A 19,004-nucleotide genomic window follows, 5' to 3' on the forward strand; every position below is an offset into this window, starting at 1 on the left:
TCGGCGTCCGCAGTTATCCACAGCGCGTTATCCACAGGGGTGGCCGCGTGGCGCGGGTGTTGGCACAGTGGTGGGCATGCGGGGGTGGTGGCAGGACCTCACCGACCTGGTGCTGCCGGCCGAGTGCGGAGGCTGCGGTCGGCCTCGTACGGTGCTCTGCCCGGAGTGCCGTACGGCGCTGAGCGGGGCCGTACCGCGCCGGGTGCGGCCGGTGCCGGAGCCGCCCGGGCTGCCGACCGTGCACGCGGCCGCCCGGTACGCGGACGAGGTGCGTGCGGTGCTGCTCGCTCACAAGGAACGGGGCGCGCTGGCGCTCACGGCACCGTTGGGCATGGCCTTGGCAGGGGCTGTGCGGGCGGGGCTGACCAGCGACCAGGCATCGGACAGCCGGCCTGTGCTGCTTGTTCCCGTGCCCTCCGCGCGTGGGGCGGTGCGGGCTCGGGGGCATGATCCGGCTCGGCGGATCGCACTCGCCGCCGCGGGGGAGTTGCGGCGGGGCGGAGTGCCGGCGCGGGTGGTCGCCGTGCTGCGGCAGCGAAGGGCCGTGGCCGACCAGGCGGGGCTCAACTCCCGGCAGCGGCTGGACAATCTCGCGGGCGCGCTGGCGGTGGCGTCCGCAGGGGCAGGTCTGCTCACCGCGGGCCCGGTCGTGCTCGTCGACGACCTGATGACGACGGGCGCCTCCCTGACGGAGGCGGCGCGAGCCGTGCGGGCGGCGGCAGCGGCAGTGGCCGCATGCGGACGTACAGACGTAACGGCTGGGTACAGCGGGGCAGAGGGGCCGGAAACGTACACAAGAAGGACTACGGCGGTGTATGCCGCGGCGCCTCGGGAAAGGACAGAGGAACGAAGGACTGGATCAATGGACGAGGCAGTGGACCGAAGGCACGGAGTGCCAGGAATGGCGGGCCCGCGCCGGGCCGGTGACAAGGTCTGCGCAGCTGTGGTCGCGGCCTCGCCGGATTCTTTCGAAATAAACCGGAACTGGCTGTGAACGCGCATCGTTGCAGGTTATGAGAGGAGCAATTCACCTGAGTGGAGGTACGCCGCGGTAGAGGGTGACGACATCCGTCCAGGCGAGATATGTTCGGTTGTGAGGGAAAGGCCCAGGCCATACCTCGCATATCGAATGCCGTGCCGCGGGTTTTGCGCAATCACCGGGCCGGCGGGGTGGAGATCTTGCCCGCGGGGGAGGAGGAGGTGAACGTCACCGAGTCCGAGGTTCCGGCCTCACCGGAGCCTGATGCAAGAGGGAGATGCTCCGCCACTGAAGCGGAGCGATCCGGGAACGGAGTTCTGCGTGGACATCGTCGTCAAGGGCCGCAAGACCGAGGTGCCCGAGCGGTTCCGCAAGCACGTGGCCGAGAAGCTGAAGCTGGAGAAGATCCAGAAGCTCGATGGCAAGGTGATCAGCCTCGACGTCGAGGTGTCCAAGGAGCCGAACCCGCGACAGGCCGACCGATCGGATCGAGTGGAGATCACGCTCCGCTCCCGCGGTCCGGTGATCCGGGCGGAGGCGGCGGCCAGCGATCCGTATGCGGCACTCGACCTGGCGGCGGAGAAGCTGGATGCCCGGCTGCGCAAGCAGCACGACAAGCGCCACACACGTCGGGGCGCGCGACGGCTCACGGCAGCCGAGGTCCCCGACCACGTTCCGGGCGCGGCGACGCTCAACGGGAACGGCCACACCGTCCACGACGAAGACTCGGACGGCGTGCCCGTCAAGAAGATCGGCTCGCTGGAAGTGAAGGGTGAAGGCCCCCTCGTAGTCCGCGAGAAGACCCACGTCGCCTCTCCGATGACCCTCGACCAGGCCCTCTACGAGATGGAACTGGTCGGGCACGACTTCTATCTGTTCGTCGACTCCGAGACGAAGGAGCCGAGCGTCGTCTACCGGCGGCACGCATACGACTACGGCGTCATCCACCTCAACACCGACCCGATGGTGGCCCAGGCGCAGTCCCCCGCGGCAGGCGGCACGCTGGGTGGCTGACCCATCCGGCCGGCACATCTGACGGTGCCCCTGGAGCGTGTATGCGCCCCCAGGGGCACCCGCGTGCGACCACTTCGCGCCCCGCTCTGTCACCTCAGTGTCGTCCGGGCATGGAATCATGGCCGGACCGGCCCAACCGGTGGGCCGTTGCCTTGGGTTGGCGATGGCACAGGACCAGCCACAGCCTTCAGGGGGAGGAACGATGGCGGACAGCTTCGGACCGATGCATGACGGAGACGCCGACGACGGCGTCGCCGGCATGGGCCCGGACACGGGCTCACCACGTAAGGAGCCGATCCGCGTCCTGGTCGTGGACGACCACGCTCTCTTCCGTCGTGGTCTGGAGATCGTGCTCGCGGCCGAGGAGGACATCCAGGTCGTCGGGGAGGCGGGTGACGGCGCGGAGGCCGTCGACAAGGCCGCCGATCTGCTGCCGGACATCGTCCTGATGGACGTACGGATGCCCAAGCGGGGCGGGATCGAGGCGTGCACCTCGATCAAGGAAGTGGCCCCCAGTGCCAAAATCATCATGCTGACCATCAGCGATGAGGAAGCCGATCTCTACGAGGCCATCAAGGCGGGCGCGACCGGTTATCTCCTCAAGGAGATCTCGACGGACGAGGTGGCCACCGCCATTCGCGCGGTGGCCGACGGGCAGTCGCAGATCAGCCCTTCCATGGCGTCGAAGCTGCTGACCGAGTTCAAGTCGATGATCCAGCGGACCGACGAGCGCCGGCTGGTGCCTGCGCCGCGGCTTACGGACCGCGAGCTGGAAGTGCTCAAGCTCGTCGCCACGGGGATGAACAACCGCGATATCGCCAAGGAGTTGTTCATCTCCGAGAACACCGTGAAGAACCATGTGCGCAACATCCTGGAGAAGCTGCAGCTGCACTCCAGGATGGAAGCGGTCGTGTATGCGATGCGGGAGAAGATCCTCGAGATCCGCTGACGATCACGCCAGTATGCGGGTGAGTTCCCTTGTGAGGGGCTCGCGCAGTTCCGGGGCGTCCACGCGCTCCACGCGTACGTCCGTGCAGTCGACCCAGCTTGCCGCCTCGGCCAGGGCCTGGGCGACGGCCGGGACTGCTTTCGGGCCGTCCAGGGTGACCTGCTTGGCCACCAGGGTGCGGCCGTCGCGGGCCGGGTCGACGCGGCCGACGAGGCGGCCTCCTGCCAGGACCGGCATCGCGAAATAGCCGTACACGCGCTTCGGCTTGGGGACGTAGGCCTCCAGGCGGTGGGTGAAGCCGAAGATCCGCTCGGTGCGTGCCCGTTCCCAGATCAGTGAGTCGAAGGGGGACAGGAGCGTGGTGCGGTGGCGGCTGCGTGGAGGGGTCTCCAGGGCCGCCGGGTCGGCCCAGGCCGGTTTGCCCCAGCCCTCGACCGTGACCGGGACCAGGCCCGACTCGGCGATCACCGCATCGACCTGGTCGCCCTTGAGGCGGTGGTAGTCGGCGATGTCCGCGCGGGTGCCGACGCCCAGGGACTGGCCGGCGAGGCGGACCAGTCTGCGGAGGCACTCGGTGTCGTCGAGGTCGTCGTGCAGCAGGGTGTCCGGGATCGCGCGTTCGGCCAGGTCGTAGACACGCTTCCAGCCGCGGCGTGACACGCAGACCACCTCGCCGTGCATCAGGGCGCGCTCCACGGCGACCTTGGCGCCGGACCAGTCCCACCACTCGCTGGTCCTCTTCGCGCCGCCCAACTCCGTGGCGGTGAGGGGGCCTTCCGCTTGCAGCTGCTTGATCACCTGGTCGTAGGTGCCGTCCGGGAGTTCGTGGTTCCAGTGCGGGCGGTTGCGGTAGGCGCGGCGGCGGAAGGCGAAGTGGGGCCACTCCTCGATGGGGAGTATGCAGGCGGCGTGGGACCAGTATTCGAAGGCGTGCGGTTGTGCTGGACGGGCGGTGTCGGATGCGGGCGTCCAGTAGGCGCTCTCGATGGTTTTGCGGCTCACCGCGCCCAGGCGGGCGTACGGGATGAGTTCGTGGGAGCGGGCCAGGACCGAGATGGTGTCGAGTTGGACCGCGCCGAGGTGGCGGAGGAGGCCGCGGACGCCGGAGCGGCGGTCGGGGGCGCCGATGAAGCCCTGGGCGCGGAGGGCGAGGCGGCGGGCGTCGTCTGCGGAGAGTTCCGTGCTCGGGCGCGGGAGGGTCGTCATGGTTCCGCACGATAGGGGTTGGGTCTGACAGTGGGGTGTGAGCTGCCGGTTTGTTGTGTGGGTGCCCGGCGTGGGTGCGGGCCTCGCGGTGTTTCGCCCCCGCCGCCCCTACCCGTCCCATCCCTGGTGGCTGCGCCCCCAGACCCCCGCTTCGGCCTGAACGGCCTCGTCCTCAAACGCCGGACGGGCTGAAAGCGCGGACCGGCGCCCAGAGGTGAGGCGCCCCCAGTGGGTGGGTGGGGGTTGGGGATGGCCGTTCTCGTCGTCAAACGCCGGGCGGGCTGGAATGCGTGGACTGGTGCCGGGAAGTGGGGCGCCCCCAGTGGGTGGGTGGGGGTTGGGGATGGCCGTTCTCGTCCTCAAGCGCCGGGCGGGCTGGAATGCGTGGACTGGTGTCGAGAGGTGAGGCGCCCCCAGTGGGTGGGTGGGGGTTGGCATGGCCGTTCTCGTCGTCAAATGCGGAGGTGCTGGATGATGCGGATCGGCGTGGGGAGGGACCGGAGCGGCTGGATGGCGGCGACCGGTCCCGAGGAGTGAGTTGGCCCGGCGGGTGCGTGGGTAGGGGGTTGTTCTCGTGCCCGGATGCCGGGTGGGGTGGATGGTGTTGGGCGGTGGGGGTGTCGTCGTCAGTGGGTGGGTGGGGTGGGGGGTGTTGGTAGGTAGGGGGCTGTTGAGGGGAGGCCCAGGTCTGAGGGGAGTAGGGAGCCGATCCAGCAGTCTCGGCGTACGCCCTTGTTGTTGAGGGCGGAGCGGAGGGTGCCTTCGATGGTGAAGCCGGCGCGTTCGGCGACGGCGCGGGAGGCTGTGTTGCCTACTTCGGCTCGCCACTCGATGCGGTCGACGGAGACATGGGTGAAGGCCCAGCGGGCGGCGGTGAGGGTGGCCTCGGTGATGTAGCCGTTGCCGCGGTGGTGCTTTGTGGCCCAGTAACCGATCTCGGCCACGCCCAGGGAGCGGATGGTGATGCTGAGCATGCCGACCAACTCCCCTTCGGGGAGGAAGGCGCCGAAGGTGAACATGGAACCGTTCGCCCAGCCGTCCGGAGCGAGGTGTTCCGTGAAGCTCTCGGCGTGTTCGGGGAGGTAGGGCGAGGGGATCGTGGTCCAGCGCTGGATCTCGGGGTCCTGGGCGGCGGCGAACACGGCGTCCGTGTCCTGCGGACCGACCGTGCGCAGGACGAGACGGCCGGTGGTCAGCGTGGCGGGTTCCATCCGGTGATTCTGGTCGGAGTCTCGACGAAGACGCCATCTTTTCGCGGTGCGTGAGCAGGCGATCACAGTTCGCGCAATTCGTCGGCGCGACGCGGCACCATCCGTGGGCCCCGGCCGTTGTCCCCTATTGAAGAGTATTGAAGAGTTGTGCAGCAGCGGACAGTCGCAGTCACGGCAGGCCTCCCGGCGTGCCGGGGTCCTCGCATACGATGGCCGTTGCTCAGTCAAGTCAAATGAAACCGACCGTCCCAGGCCCGACCGGCAAGGAGACCAACCCCCGTGTCCGTCCTCTCGAAGATCATGCGTGCAGGCGAAGGCAAAATCCTGCGCAAGCTGCACCGCATCGCGGACCAGGTCAACTCCATCGAAGAGGACTTCGTCGACCTCTCCGACGCCGAGCTGCGGGCCCTCACCGATGAGTACAAGCAGCGGTATGCCGATGGTGAGAGCCTGGACGACCTGTTGCCCGAGGCGTTCGCCACCGTGCGGGAGGCCGCCAAGCGCGTCCTCGGCCAGCGCCACTACGACGTGCAGATGATGGGCGGCGCGGCCCTGCACTGGGGCTACGTGGCCGAGATGAAGACCGGTGAGGGCAAGACCCTGGTCGGCACCCTGCCCGCGTATCTGAACGCCCTCTCCGGAGACGGCGTCCACATCATCACGGTCAACGACTACCTGGCCGAGCGCGACTCCGAGATGATGGGCCGCATCCACCGGTTCCTGGGCCTGTCCGTCGGCTGCATCCTCGCCAACATGACGCCGGCCCAGCGCCGCGAGCAGTACGGCTGCGACATCACGTACGGCACGAACAACGAGTTCGGCTTCGACTACCTGCGCGACAACATGGCGTGGTCCAAGGACGAACTCGTCCAGCGCGGCCACAACTTCGCCATCGTCGACGAGGTCGACTCCATCCTCATCGACGAGGCCCGTACGCCGCTGATCATCTCCGGCCCGGCCGACCAGGCCACCAAGTGGTACGGCGACTTCGCCAAGCTGGTCACGCGCCTCAAGCGCGGCGAGGCGGGCAACCCCCTCAAGGGCATCGAGGAGACCGGCGACTACGACGTCGACGAGAAGAAGCGCACGGTCGCCATCCACGAGTCCGGTGTCAGCAAGGTCGAGGACTGGCTGGGCATCGACAACCTCTACGAGTCGGTGAACACGCCGCTGGTGGGCTACCTGAACAACGCGATCAAGGCGAAGGAGCTCTTCAAGAAGGACAAGGACTACGTCGTCATCGACGGCGAGGTCATGATCGTCGACGAGCACACCGGCCGTATCCTCGCCGGCCGCCGTTACAACGAGGGCATGCACCAGGCGATCGAGGCGAAGGAAGGGGTGGACATCAAGGACGAGAACCAGACGCTCGCCACGATCACCCTCCAGAACTTCTTCCGTCTCTACGACAAGCTCTCCGGCATGACCGGTACGGCGATGACCGAGGCCGCCGAGTTCCACCAGATCTACAAGCTCGGCGTGGTCCCCATCCCGACCAACCGGCCGATGGTGCGCGCGGACCAGTCGGACCTGATCTACCGCACCGAGGTCGCGAAGTTCGACGCGGTCGTCGACGACATCGCCGAGAAGCACGAGAAGGGCCAGCCGATCCTCGTCGGTACGACGTCGGTCGAGAAGTCCGAATACCTCTCGCAGCAGCTCTCCAAGCGCGGCATCCAGCACGAAGTGCTGAACGCCAAGCAGCACGACCGGGAGGCGTCGATCGTCGCCCAGGCCGGCCGCAAGGGCGCCGTGACGGTCGCCACCAACATGGCCGGCCGTGGTACGGACATCAAGCTCGGCGGCAACCCCGACGACCTCGCCGAGGCCGAGCTGCGCCAGCGCGGCCTCGACCCCGAGGAGCACATCGAGGAGTGGGCCGCCGCGCTGCCCGCCGCCCTGGAGCGGGCCGAGAAGGCGGTGAAGGCCGAGTTCGAGGAGGTCAAGGAACTCGGCGGGCTCTACGTCCTGGGCACCGAGCGGCATGAGTCGCGTCGGATCGACAACCAGCTGCGCGGTCGTTCCGGCCGTCAGGGCGACCCCGGTGAGTCCCGCTTCTACCTGTCGCTCGGCGACGACCTGATGCGCCTGTTCAAGGCCCAGATGGTCGAGCGCGTGATGTCGATGGCCAACGTCCCGGACGATGTGCCGATCGAGAACAAGATGGTCACGCGCGCGATCGCGTCGGCCCAGTCGCAGGTCGAGCAGCAGAACTTCGAGACCCGTAAGAACGTCCTGAAGTACGACGAGGTCCTCAACCGGCAGCGCGAGGTCATCTACGGCGAGCGCCGCCGCGTCCTGGAGGGCGAGGACCTGCACGAGCAGATCCAGCACTTCATGGACGACACGATCGACGCGTACGTCCAGGCCGAGACCGCCGAGGGCTTCGCCGAGGAGTGGGACCTGGACCGGCTGTGGGGCGCCTTCAAGCAGCTCTACCCGGTGAAGGTCACCATCGAGGAGCTGGAGGAGGCGGCCGGCGACCGGGCCGGCCTCACCGCCGAGTTCCTCGCCGACTCCATCAAGGACGACATCCGCGAGCAGTACGAGTCGCGTGAGGCTCAGCTCGGCTCCGAGATCATGCGTGAGCTGGAGCGCCGGGTCGTGCTGTCGGTCCTGGACCGCAAGTGGCGCGAGCACCTCTACGAGATGGACTACCTCCAGGAGGGCATCGGCCTGCGCGCGATGGCGCAGAAGGACCCGCTGGTCGAGTACCAGCGCGAGGGCTTCGACATGTTCACCGCCATGATGGAGGGCATCAAGGAGGAGTCCGTCGGCTACCTGTTCAACCTGGAGGTCCAGGTCGAGCAGCAGGTCGAGGAGGTCCCGGTCGAGGACGCCAAGCAGCCGACCCTGCAGAAGCAGGACGCGGTGCCGGCGCAGGCGGGGTCCCGCCCCGAGATCCGCGCCAAGGGCCTGGAGGCTCCGCAGCGGCGCAATCTGCACTTCACCGCGCCGACCGTGGACGGCGAAGGCGGCACCGTGGAGGGCGAGTTCGCCAGCGAGGAGGAGACCGCCGGGGCGCGTTCCGAGTCCGACGGCCTCACCCGCGCGGAGCGCCGCAAGCAGGCGCGGGGCGGGCGGCGCCGCAAGAAGTGACGGGCGCTTCGCGAGAGTGGCAGCGGCTGTGATGGCTGCTCCATGAGCGAGGCGGAGTGATGAGGGGCCGGGCATCCTGAGGGTGCCCGGCCCCTCGTTGTGGGCGGGCATCCTGAGGGTGCCCGGCCTCTCGTTGTGGGCGGGCATCTCGAGGGTGCCCGGCCTCTCGTTATGGGCGGGGCATCCTGAGGGTGCCCGCGGCCCCTCGCTGTGGGCGGGCTTCAGTCGTCGTCCGGCTCCGGTGTGCGTGGGCCGTCGAGTTCCAGCGCGGTGCAGCGCCAGCGCAGGTCCGGGCCCTTCTCCAGGCGGAAGGCCATGGCGCGCAGTTCGTCACCGGCGCCGATGCGGGCAAAGGCCTCGACGGCGCCGGCGTGGACGATGTAGTAGCCGATGTCGCGGACGACGGGGCGCGTGCCGCGGGTGCGCAGGAGACCGTGTTCCGCGAGCCGGGCCAGTTCGTCGTAGGCGCGGCCCGCGGTGTGGCCCAGCATCCAGTGGACGGGGCGCTGGCCGCTCAGGACGAGCAGCAGGCGGTCGGCGAAGACGTCGGTGGGCCGTGGGCGCGGGGCGGGCCTGGGCGGGGTCTGGGGCGGTACGGCGGGAGGCGCGGTGACGGAGGTCGTACGCGCCTCGGTGCGCGTCCTCGTGCGCGATGCCGTGCCGCCCGATGTGCGGGGCGGGGTGCCGCCGGGGCGGCGGGTGTCACGGCGGCCGGGAGGGCGAGTGCCCGCGTCGTGGTTCGCCCTGGTCATGACCTTGTTCATGAGTGTCCCCGCTCGGTGGGCCCGGGGGTACCGGGCAGTAACTTGCTGGTGGGGATCTTGTACGGGGCCGCGGACGGCGAGGGCAAGGCAGCCGCGGTCCGCGCCGAGGTGGTCGCACGGTTCACTTATCCGGGTGATCCAGAGCTGTCCAGGACCGTGATCTCGCGGGTGCACCGGGTGAGTTCCGGGCGCGAGGTGGACGCCTCCCGAGGCAAGGGCGGGAACCCGAAAGGGGACGCCCGCACGTATCCTGAAGGCCCCCGGGAGACGCGGGACTCGCTCTTCCCGGGATCACTGCGGAGCCCTCGACCACGAAAGCGGCCAGCCATGCGCGTCTACGTCCCTCTGACCCTCTCCGGTCTCGCCGAGGCGTACAAGACGGGTGAGTTGGGAGACGGGCCGTTCGTCGCCTACGCCGTCACGCCCGGGTTGCGCGAGTGGTACCTCTCCGACGACATCGAGGAGCTCGAGTACGCGGCGCTCAGCCGGGCCGCGCTGGCCTCGCTGCGGCTGCTGGCGGCCGACCCCGGGGCGGTACGGCGCCGGGTCGTGGTCGCCGTCGACGTACCCGAGGGCGCCGCGGTGGCCGACCCCGACCGGGGGCTCGATCCCTCGGTGCTGGGGGAGGTGCGGATCGGCGGGGCCGTATCGCTGGCCAAGGCCGCGTCGGTGCATGTCGACGCCGACGACGCGGAGGCGGACGTGGCCGCCGCGGCGGAGGCGCTCCAGGCGGCGGACGCCGGTGACGACGACGCGCAGTTCGTCGTGGACGGGGCCGAGGATCACGAGCTGCTGTGGTTCGCCAGGCAGGAGATTCCGAATCTGGTGGGGCTGGGGGACTGACGCCGCCCTTCTCTTGATTGTCAGTGGTGGCGGGTACGGTTTTTGCCATGGGGATGCAGACGGACGCGCACATTGTCTGGGACTGGAACGGGACGCTGTTCCACGACAACGAAGCGATCATCGGGGCGACGAACGCGGCTTTCGGCGAGCTGGGGCTCGCCCCGATCACGATGGAGGAGTACCGGTCGCTGTACTGCGTGCCGGTGCCGAAGTTCTACGAGCGGCTGCTGGGGCGGCTGCCGACCGAGGACGAGTGGTTGGTCATGGACGAGACCTTCCATCGGTACTACGCCGAGCACCGGGTGACGTGCGGGCTCACCGAGGGTGTCGCCGAACTGCTGGAGAGCTGGCGGTCGGCGGGGCGCAGCCAGTCGCTTCTCAGCATGTACGTCCATGACGAACTCGTCCCGCTGGTGCGGGGGTTCGGGATCGAGCCGCACTTCATACGGGTCGACGGGCGGACCGGGCCGTCCGGGGGCAGCAAGGCCGAGCACATGGAGCGGCACGTCGCGGCGCTCGCCGGTGTGGACCCCGCTCGTACGGTGGTGATCGGGGATGCCGCGGATGACGCGCTGGCGGCGCGTCATGTGGGGGCGCGGGCCGTGCTGTACACCGGGGGGTCGCACAGCCGGGCGAGTCTTGAGGAGACGGGGGTGCCGGTGGTGGACACGTTGGGGGAGGCGGTCGCGGTGGCGGAGCGGTTGGCCGCGTGACGCCTGCGGCGGGCGTGCGGGTGGGGGTGGGTGCTCAGGTGGGTGGCTCAGGTGGGTGGCTCAGGTTGCCGGGGCCTTTGCGCGGAGGACGGTGAGGAACTCTCGCATCCAGCTGGGGTGGTCGGGCCAGGCGCGGGAGGAGACGAGGGTGCCGTCCACCACCGCCTCGGTGTCCTGGAAGGTGGCACCGGCGGCCTGCATGTCCGGCTCCAGCGCCGGATACGCGGTGACGCGGCGGCCCCGGAGGCTGTCTGTCGCGGCGGTGAGGAGGGGGCCGTGGCAGATCTGGGCGACGGGTTTGTCGGCGTCGAAGAAGGACTTGAGGATCTTGCGGAGTTCGGGGTCGTTGCGGAGGTACTCCGGGGCTCGGCCGCCGGGGATGACGAGGGCGGCGTACTGGCCGGGGTCGACGTCGGCGAAGGCCAGGTCGGCGGGCCAGGTGTAGCCGGGCTTTTCGGTGTAGGTGTCGAAGCCGGGTTCGAAGTCGTGGACGACGAACTGGAGCTTTTTGCGGGTGGGGGCGGCGATGTGGACGTCGTAGCCCTCTTCGCGGAGGCGTTGGTAGGGGTACAGGACTTCCAGGGACTCGGCTGCGTCGCCGGTGACGATGAGGATCTTGGCCGACATGGGCTGCGCTCCCCTCGAGGGTGGGTTGTGGCTTTGGCGGGTGCGGGTGCGGGTGCTATGGGCAACGTGCCTCGGGGTGGGGGTCTTGCCAAGGGGGACGGCGGTGGGGGGTTGTTGGGGTGCCGGAGTTTGTGCGGGGTGAGGTGGGTCGTGCGACCCGGCACTGGGGCGGGTGCCGTGGGTTGGGGCTGGGCAGGGGTAGGTCGCGCGGCCCGGCGCTGACGGGGTGCCGCCTGCGCCCACCCGTGCCGCCCCAGGCAGCACACATGCCCGCAGCTGGGCGGCACGCATGCCCGCAGCTTGGCGGGACGGGTGCCCGCAGCTTGGCGGGACGGGTGCCTGCTCCCCAGCCTAGGCGTGGCCCCCATACTGTGCAGAACGGCAAACTTCAGTCCCCGGTTTTGTACACATACGGCTCATGACGGGGGCCCCGGCCGGAGCGATAGCCTGGTGGCGTGATCAGCGCGATAGATCGCGGGGGCCTTGGTGTCTCCGTTGTGCGCCCGGGGTTCACGGATGACAGCCGTGGCCGGGCGATGGTCGCTGGTCTTCGCGGGTGGGAGGGGGCCGGTGAGGCACCCGGGACGGCACGTGCACCCGGGGTGCCTGCGGCGCAGAGAGCAGCGTCACACCCCTCGGGCGCGTCGAGAATGGCTGATAACCCCCCGCTCATCTCACCTTGCGGCATAGCGTCGAAGCAGACCGGACACCCCGCGTCGAGACGTTACGTCGGAGGGGAAGAGACCGTACTTCCTTCAACGTCACGCAATGGCGCGCGACAGGAGCCAGAGGACAATGCAGACCAAGCTGGACGAAGCCAAAGCCGAGCTGCTCGACAGGGCCGCCCGGGTAGCTGAGAACAGCCCGGTCGGGGGGTATCTACCGACTGGGACGACGGACGAGGGCACCTCCGGCACCCCGGACCACGACATCGTGCTCGCGTTCCTCCAGCGCTACTACCTGCACACCGCACCGGAGGACCTCACCGACCGCGACCCGGTCGACATCTTCGGCGCCGCCTTCTCCCACTACCGGCTGGCCGAGAACCGACCGCAGGGTACGGCCAATGTGCGGGTTCACACGCCCACCGTGGAAGAGAACGGGTGGACCTGCAGCCACTCGGTCGTCGAGGTCGTCACCGATGACATGCCGTTTCTCGTCGACTCCGTCACCAATGAGCTGACCCGGCAGGGACGCGGCATCCACGTCGTCATCCACCCCCAGGTGATCGTCCGTCGCGATGTCACCGGCAAGCTCAGCGAGGTACTCACCGACCCGCCGGCCGAGCTGCCGCACGACGCGCACACCGAGTCCTGGATCCACGTAGAGATCGACCGCGAGACCGACCGCTCCGACCTCAAGCAGATCACCGCCGATCTGCTGCGTGTCCTCTCCGACGCCCGGGAGGCCGTCGAGGACTGGGAGAAGATGCGGGACGCGGCGCTGCGGATGGCCGAGGAGCTGCCCAGGGAGCCCACGTCCGACCTGCGGGAGCAGGAGGTCGAGGAGGCCCGGGAGCTGCTGCGCTGGCTGGCCGCCGACCACTTCACGTTCCTGGGGTACCGGGAGTACGAGCTGCGGGACGACGATTCCCTCGCGGCGGTACCCGGTACCGGGCTCGGCATTCTGCGGTCCGATCCGCATCACGCCACTGAAGAGAGCCATCCCGTCAGCCCCTCCTTCGAGCGGCTGCCCGCCGATGCCCGGGCCAAGGCCCGCGAGCACAAGCTCCTCATCCTCACGAAGGCCAACAGCCGGTCGACCGTGCACCGGCCGTCGTATCTCGACTATGTGGGCGTCAAGAAGTTCGACGAGAACGGAGAAGTCGTCGGTGAGCGGCGGTTCCTCGGGCTCTTCTCGTCCGCCGCGTACACCGAGTCCGTCCGCCGGGTGCCCGTCATCCGGCGCAAGGTGGCCGAGGTGCTGGAGGGCGCCGGGTTCTCGCCCAACAGCCACGACGGGCGCGATCTGCTGCAGATCCTGGAGACGTACCCGCGCGACGAGCTGTTCCAGACGCCGGTCGACGAACTGCGGTCCATCGTCACCTCCGTCCTCTATCTGCAGGAGCGACGGCGGCTGCGGCTCTACCTCCGCCAGGACGAGTACGGGCGCTACTACTCGGCCCTCGTCTACCTCCCGCGCGACCGGTACACCACGGGCGTACGGCTGCGGATCATCGACATCCTCAAGGAGGAACTCGGCGGTACCAGCGTCGACTTCACCGCCTGGAACACCGAGTCGATCCTCTCCCGGCTGCACTTCGTCGTCCGGGTCCCGCAGGGCACCGAGCTGCCGGAGCTGAGCGACAGCGACAAGGAGCGCATCGAGGCGCGGCTGGTGGAGGCGGCCCGTTCCTGGGCGGACGGGTTCGGTGAGGCGCTCAACGCCGAGCTCGGCGAGGAGCGGGCGGCCGGGCTGCTGCGCAAATACGGCAACGCCTTCACCGAGGGCTACAAGGCCGACCACTCCCCCCGCGCCGCGGTCGCCGACCTGGTCCACCTGGAACAGCTCACCGAAGAGCAGAACTTCGAGCTGAGCCTGTACGAGCCGGTGGGCGCCGCGCCCGAGGAGCGCCGCTTCAAGATCTACCGCAAGGGTGCCCCCGTCTCCCTGTCCGCGGTCCTTCCGGTCCTCAACCGGCTCGGCGTCGAGGTCATCGACGAGCGGCCGTACGAACTGCGCTGCTCGGACCGTACGACCGCCTGGATCTATGACTTCGGCCTGCGCATGCCCAAGCTGGCCGGTACCGCCGGTGATTACCTGGGCGACGACGGGCGCGAGCGGTTCCAGGACGCCTTCGCGGCCACCTGGACCGGCAAGGCGGAGAACGACGGCTTCAACTCCCTGGTGCTGCGCGCCGGTCTCGGCTGGCGGCAGGCGATGGTGCTGCGGGCGTACGCGAAGTATCTGCGCCAGGCCGGCTCCACCTTCAGCCAGGACTACATGGAGGACACCCTCTGCAACAACGTCCACACCACGCGGCTTCTCGTCTCGCTCTTCGAGGCGCGGATGTCGCCGGACCGGCAGCGGGCGGGCCGGGAGATCGTGGACGCCCTCCTCGAAGAGGTCGACGCGGCGCTCGACCAGGTCGCGTCGCTCGACGAGGACCGGATCCTGCGGTCCTTCCTCACCGTCATCAAGGCGACGCTGCGGACGAACTTCTTCCAGGAGGCCGTGGGCGGCCGGCCGCACGACTACGTCTCCATGAAGTTCGACCCGCAGGCGATCCCCGATCTGCCGGCGCCGCGTCCGGCGTACGAGATCTGGGTGTACTCGCCGCGGGTGGAGGGTGTGCACCTCAGGTTCGGCAAGGTCGCGCGGGGTGGGCTGCGCTGGTCCGACCGCAAGGAGGACTTCCGGACCGAGATCCTCGGCCTGGTCAAGGCGCAAATGGTGAAGAACACCGTCATCGTGCCGGTCGGCGCCAAGGGCGGGTTCGTCGCCAAGCAGCTGCCGGATCCGTCCGTGGACCGCGACGCGTGGCTGGCCGAGGGCATCGGCAGCTACAAGACCTTCATCTCGGCGCTGCTCGACATCACCGACAACATGGTGGCCGGCGAGGTCGTCCCGCCCGCCGACGTCGTCCGGCACGACGAGGACGACACCTACCTCGTGGTCGCGGCCGACAAGGGCACGGCGACGTTCTCGGACATCGCCAACGAGGTCGCCGGCAGCTACAACTTCTGGCTCGGCGACGCCTTCGCCTCCGGCGGCAGCGCCGGGTACGACCACAAGGGCATGGGTATCACCGCGCGCGGCGCCTGGGAGTCCGTGAAGCGGCACTTCAGGGAGCTGGGCGTTGACACCCAGTCCGAGGACTTCACGGTCGTCGGCATCGGCGACATGTCCGGTGACGTGTTCGGCAACGGCATGCTGCTCAGCGAGCACATCCGGCTGGTCGCCGCATTCGACCACCGGCACATCTTCATCGACCCGAACCCGGACGCGGCCACCGGGTACGCCGAGCGCCGCCGGGTCTTCGAGCTGCCGCGCTCCAGCTGGGCCGACTACAACACCGAGCTGCTGTCGGCGGGCGGCGGCATCTTCCCCCGGAGCGCCAAGTCGATCCCGATCAACGGCCACATCCGGGAGGCCCTCGGCATCGAGGGCAAAGTCGCCAAGATGACCCCGGCCGACCTGATGAAGGCGATCCTCAAGTCGCCGGTCGACCTGCTGTGGAACGGCGGCATCGGTACGTATGTCAAGGCGTCCACCGAGTCCCACGCGGACGTCGGCGACAAGGCCAACGACGCGATCCGGGTCGACGGCGCCGACCTGCGCGTCAAGGTCGTCGGCGAGGGCGGCAACCTGGGCCTGACCCAGCTCGGCCGGATCGAGTTCGCCCGGCACGGCGGCAAGATCAACACGGACGCGATCGACAACAGCGCGGGTGTGGACACCTCCGACCACGAGGTGAACATCAAGATCCTGCTCAACAGCCTGGTCACGGACGGCGACATGACCGTCAAGCAGCGCAACAAGCTGCTCGCCGAGATGACCGACGAGGTCGGCCGGCTGGTCCTGCGCAACAACTACGCGCAGAACACCGCGATCTCCAACGCGCTGGCCCAGTCCAAGGACATGCTCCACGCCCAGCAGCGCTTCATGCGCCACCTGGTCCGCGAGGGCCACCTCGACCGGGCCATCGAATTCCTGCCCACCGACCGTCAGATCCGCGAACGCCTCGGCGCGGGACAGGGGTTGACCGGTCCGGAGACGGCGGTCCTGCTGGCGTACACGAAGATCACGGTCGCCGACGAGCTGCTGCACACCTCGCTGCCCGACGACCCGTACCTGCGCGGCCTGCTCTACGCGTACTTCCCGGCCCCGCTGCGCGAGAAGTTCCCCGAGCACATCGACAGCCATCCGCTGCACCGCGAGATCGTGACGACCGTCCTGGTCAACGACACGGTCAACACGGGCGGTACGAGCTTCCTGCACCGGCTGCGCGAGGAGACCGGGGCCTCCCTCGAGGAGATCGTGCGGGCGCAGACAGCGGCCCGGACGATCTTCCACGCGGCCGCGGTGTGGGACGCCGTGGAGTTGCTCGACAACAAGGTCGAGGCGGCCGTCCAGACCCGTATCCGACTGCACTCGCGCCGGCTGTGCGAGCGCGGCACGCGCTGGCTGCTCAACAACCGGCCACAGCCGCTGGAACTCGCCGAGACCGTCGAGTTCTTCGGCGACCGGGTCGAGCAGGTCTGGTCGCAGCTGCCCAAGCTGCTGCGCGGCGCCGACCTCGACTGGTACCAGCAGATCCACGACGAGCTGACCGGCGTCGGCGTCCCGGACGAACTCGCCACCCGCGTGGCCGGGTTCTCCTCCGCCTTCCCGACGCTGGACATCGTCTCGGTGGCCGACCGCATGAGCAAGGAGCCGCTGGACGTCGCCGAGGTCTACTACGACCTCGCCGACCGGCTCGGCATCACCCAGCTCATGGACCGCATCATCGAGCTGCCCCGCGCCGACCGCTGGCAGTCCATGGCCCGCGCCGCCATCCGCGAGGACCTCTACGCCGCCCACTCGGCGGTGACGGCGGACGTCCTCGCGGTCGGCAACGGGACCGATACGCCCGAGCAGCGGTTCAAGCTCTGGGAGCAGAAGAACGCGGCGATCCTCGCCCGCGCCCGCGCCACGCTGGAGGAGATCCAGAACTCGGACGCGTTCGACCTGGCCAACCTGTCGGTGGCGATGCGGACGATGCGGACGCTGCTGCGGACGCATTCGTAGGCGGTGATACGACGACCAGGGCGCCCCGAGCTGATACGGCTCGGGGCGCCCTGGTCGTCGTAGAAGAGCAGCTCAGGACGGCTGCGGAACCTTCGGTGCCGCCGCCTTCGGCTTGGGCTTCGGCTTGTTGGGGGCCTTGTCGCCGGTGAACGCCTCGTACTCCTTGAGGACGTCCTCGGTCGGCCCATCCATGCGCAGTTCGCCGCGCTCCAGCCACAGCACGCGGTCGCAGGTGTCGCGGATGGACTTGTTGTTGTGGCTGACCAGGAACACCGTGCCCGCGCTCTTGCGCAGTTCGCGGATACGGGCCTCGGAGCGCTTGCGGAAGTTGGCGTCGCCGGTGGCGAGGGCCTCGTCGATGAGGAGGACGTCGTGGTCCTTGGCGGCGGCGATGGAGAAGCGCAGGCGGGCGGCCATGCCGGAGGAGTACGTCCGCATGGGGAGGGTGATGAAGTCGCCCTTGTCGTTGATGCCGGAGAAGTCGACGATCTCCTCGTAGCGCTCCTTGATCTGCTCGCGGGACATGCCCATGGCGAGGCCGCCGAGGTAGACGTTGCGCTCGCCGGTGAGGTCGTTCATCAGGGCGGCGTTGACGCCGAGGAGGGAGGGCTGGCCGTCGGTGTAGATGGCGCCGTTCTCCACGGGCAGGAGGCCCGCGACCGCCTTGAGCAGGGTCGACTTGCCGGAGCCGTTGGTGCCGATGAGGCCGATCGCCTCGCCCTTGTACGCGACGAAGGACACGTTCTTCACGGCGTGCACCGTGCGGACGCCGGCCGCCTTCTCGGTCTGCTTGCGGCGCAGCATGCGGTTGAGGGCGGCGGTGGCGGAGCCGCGGCCGGCTCCCGTGCCGTTGACGCGGTAGACGATGTCGACGCCGTCGGCGATGACGGTGGGGACGTTCTCAGAAGTGTGATCAGCCACGGCCGTACGTCTCCTCAGCCTTCCAGAAGTAGATGAAGCCGCCGACTCCGGCGAGCAGGGCCCAGCCCGTCGCGATGGCCCACACGTGCGGGGGCAGCTGGCTCGCGTGGAAGCTGTCGATGAGTGCGAAGCGCATCAGGTCGATGTAGACGGCGGCCGGGTTGGCCTGGAGGACCGGGCCCACCCAGGACGGCCAGTCGTGGTGCTTGCTGAGCAGGTGCTCGATGCTCCACATCACACCCGAGGTGTACATCCAGGTACGCAGCACGAACGGCATCAGCTGTGAGATGTCCGGCGTCTTCGCCCCGACCCGGGCCAGGATCATCGCCATGCCCGCGTTGAAGGTGAACTGCAGGAGCAGGGCCGGGATCGCCAGCACCCAGGAGAAGGCGACCGGGACGCCGAAGGCGAGCAGGATGACGACCAGGGCCGCCATCGAGAACAGCAGCTGCTGAAGCTGCTGGAGGCACATGGAGATCGGCAGCGCGGCACGCGGGAAGTGCAGGGCCCGTACGAGGCCCTGGTTGCCGGAGATCGCACGGGTGCCCGACAGGATCGAGCTCTGCGTGAACGTCCACACGAACACGCCCGTGACCAGGAACGGGACGTAGTCCGGCACGCCCTTCTTGGTGCCAAGGAGCACGCCGAAGATGAGGAAGTAGACCGCCGCGTTCAGCAGCGGGGTCATGACCTGCCAGATCTGGCCCAGCTTCGCCTGGCTGTACTGGGAGGTGAGCCGGGCGGTCGAGAACGCCGCGATGAAGTGGCGCCGGTCCCACAGCTGGCGGACGTACTCGGGCAGGGACGGGCGGGCGCCGCTGACCGTGAGGCCGTGGCGGGCGGCGAGCGCCGCGAGGTCGCCGTCGTCGGCCGGAGTGGTCGCCGTGAGGGGCGGTGCGTCGAGGACCTGGCTCACATCCGCTGCTTTCGCTCGAGGGGCGGGGCGCG

The 19,004-nt window shown here is 69.0% G+C and carries 13 protein-coding genes; 7 read left to right on the top strand and 6 right to left on the bottom strand.

Annotation, left to right across the window (positions count from 1 at the left end; translation table 11 throughout):
- Positions 1-76 precede the first annotated feature (76 nt).
- From OG828_RS30015 to OG828_RS30025, 3 genes are all read left to right on the top strand, one after another.
- On the top strand, positions 77-994 hold the full coding sequence (locus OG828_RS30015) for a ComF family protein (RefSeq protein ID WP_328502881.1): 918 nt from the start codon (positions 77-79) through the stop codon (positions 992-994).
- Positions 995-1,300: 306 nt separating this feature from the next.
- Positions 1,301-1,993, top strand: coding sequence for a ribosome hibernation-promoting factor, HPF/YfiA family (gene hpf / locus OG828_RS30020; protein WP_374104737.1), 693 nt, complete (start codon positions 1,301-1,303; stop codon positions 1,991-1,993).
- A 202-nt stretch (positions 1,994-2,195) separates the two neighbouring features.
- The gene (locus tag OG828_RS30025; protein ID WP_210580213.1) at positions 2,196-2,942 is read left to right on the top strand and encodes a response regulator; all 747 of its coding nucleotides are present in this window, start codon (positions 2,196-2,198) and stop codon (positions 2,940-2,942) included.
- A 3-nt stretch (positions 2,943-2,945) separates the two neighbouring features.
- Here the strand turns inward: OG828_RS30025 and OG828_RS30030 are convergent, their stop codons facing one another.
- Together OG828_RS30030 and OG828_RS30035 are read right to left on the bottom strand one after the other, a co-directional pair.
- Entirely contained in the window at positions 2,946-4,148 is a 1,203-nt protein-coding gene (locus tag OG828_RS30030) for a winged helix-turn-helix domain-containing protein (RefSeq protein WP_328502882.1), read from the bottom strand.
- 626 nt (positions 4,149-4,774) lie between these two features.
- Positions 4,775-5,359 (bottom strand): GNAT family N-acetyltransferase, encoded by a 585-nt coding sequence (locus OG828_RS30035; RefSeq protein WP_328502883.1) that lies wholly within the window; start codon positions 5,357-5,359, stop codon positions 4,775-4,777.
- A gap of 279 nt (positions 5,360-5,638) precedes the next feature.
- On the opposite strand from OG828_RS30035, the gene secA reads away from it, so the two are divergent.
- Positions 5,639-8,458: a preprotein translocase subunit SecA gene (gene secA, locus OG828_RS30040; protein WP_328363528.1), complete on the top strand. Its 2,820-nt coding sequence runs from the start codon at positions 5,639-5,641 to the stop codon at positions 8,456-8,458.
- Between the two features lie 221 nt (positions 8,459-8,679).
- Here the strand turns inward: secA and OG828_RS30045 are convergent, their stop codons facing one another.
- Positions 8,680-9,222, bottom strand: a complete 543-nt coding sequence (locus tag OG828_RS30045; protein ID WP_328502884.1) for an Rv3235 family protein — start codon at positions 9,220-9,222, stop codon at positions 8,680-8,682.
- A 327-nt stretch (positions 9,223-9,549) separates the two neighbouring features.
- Between OG828_RS30045 and OG828_RS30050 the strand changes: the two genes are divergently transcribed.
- On the top strand, positions 9,550-10,065 hold the full coding sequence (locus OG828_RS30050; RefSeq protein WP_328502885.1) for a DUF6912 family protein: 516 nt from the start codon (positions 9,550-9,552) through the stop codon (positions 10,063-10,065).
- A 47-nt stretch (positions 10,066-10,112) separates the two neighbouring features.
- A complete protein-coding gene (locus OG828_RS30055; protein ID WP_328502886.1) occupies positions 10,113-10,778 on the top strand; it encodes an HAD family hydrolase in 666 nt (221 codons plus the stop codon).
- A gap of 60 nt (positions 10,779-10,838) precedes the next feature.
- On the opposite strand, the gene OG828_RS30060 is transcribed toward OG828_RS30055, so the two are convergent.
- The gene (locus tag OG828_RS30060; protein WP_210580200.1) at positions 10,839-11,405 is read right to left on the bottom strand and encodes a DJ-1/PfpI family protein; all 567 of its coding nucleotides are present in this window, start codon (positions 11,403-11,405) and stop codon (positions 10,839-10,841) included.
- A 795-nt stretch (positions 11,406-12,200) separates the two neighbouring features.
- On the opposite strand from OG828_RS30060, the gene OG828_RS30065 reads away from it, so the two are divergent.
- On the top strand, positions 12,201-17,135 hold the full coding sequence (locus OG828_RS30065) for an NAD-glutamate dehydrogenase (protein ID WP_328363540.1): 4,935 nt from the start codon (positions 12,201-12,203) through the stop codon (positions 17,133-17,135).
- A gap of 72 nt (positions 17,136-17,207) precedes the next feature.
- Here the strand turns inward: OG828_RS30065 and OG828_RS30070 are convergent, their stop codons facing one another.
- Positions 17,208-18,056 (bottom strand): ABC transporter ATP-binding protein, encoded by an 849-nt coding sequence (locus OG828_RS30070; RefSeq protein WP_328363543.1) that lies wholly within the window; start codon positions 18,054-18,056, stop codon positions 17,208-17,210.
- Complete coding sequence (locus tag OG828_RS30075) at positions 18,049-18,972, bottom strand: ABC transporter permease (RefSeq protein ID WP_328440325.1); 924 nt, start codon at positions 18,970-18,972, stop codon at positions 18,049-18,051. The genes OG828_RS30070 and OG828_RS30075 overlap by 8 nt, the downstream gene beginning before the upstream one ends.
- Between the last annotated feature and the right edge of the window lie 32 nt (positions 18,973-19,004).

Source organism: Streptomyces sp. NBC_00457 (assembly GCF_036014015.1).
In the GTDB taxonomy this organism is placed as follows: Bacteria; Actinomycetota; Actinomycetes; order Streptomycetales; family Streptomycetaceae; genus Streptomyces.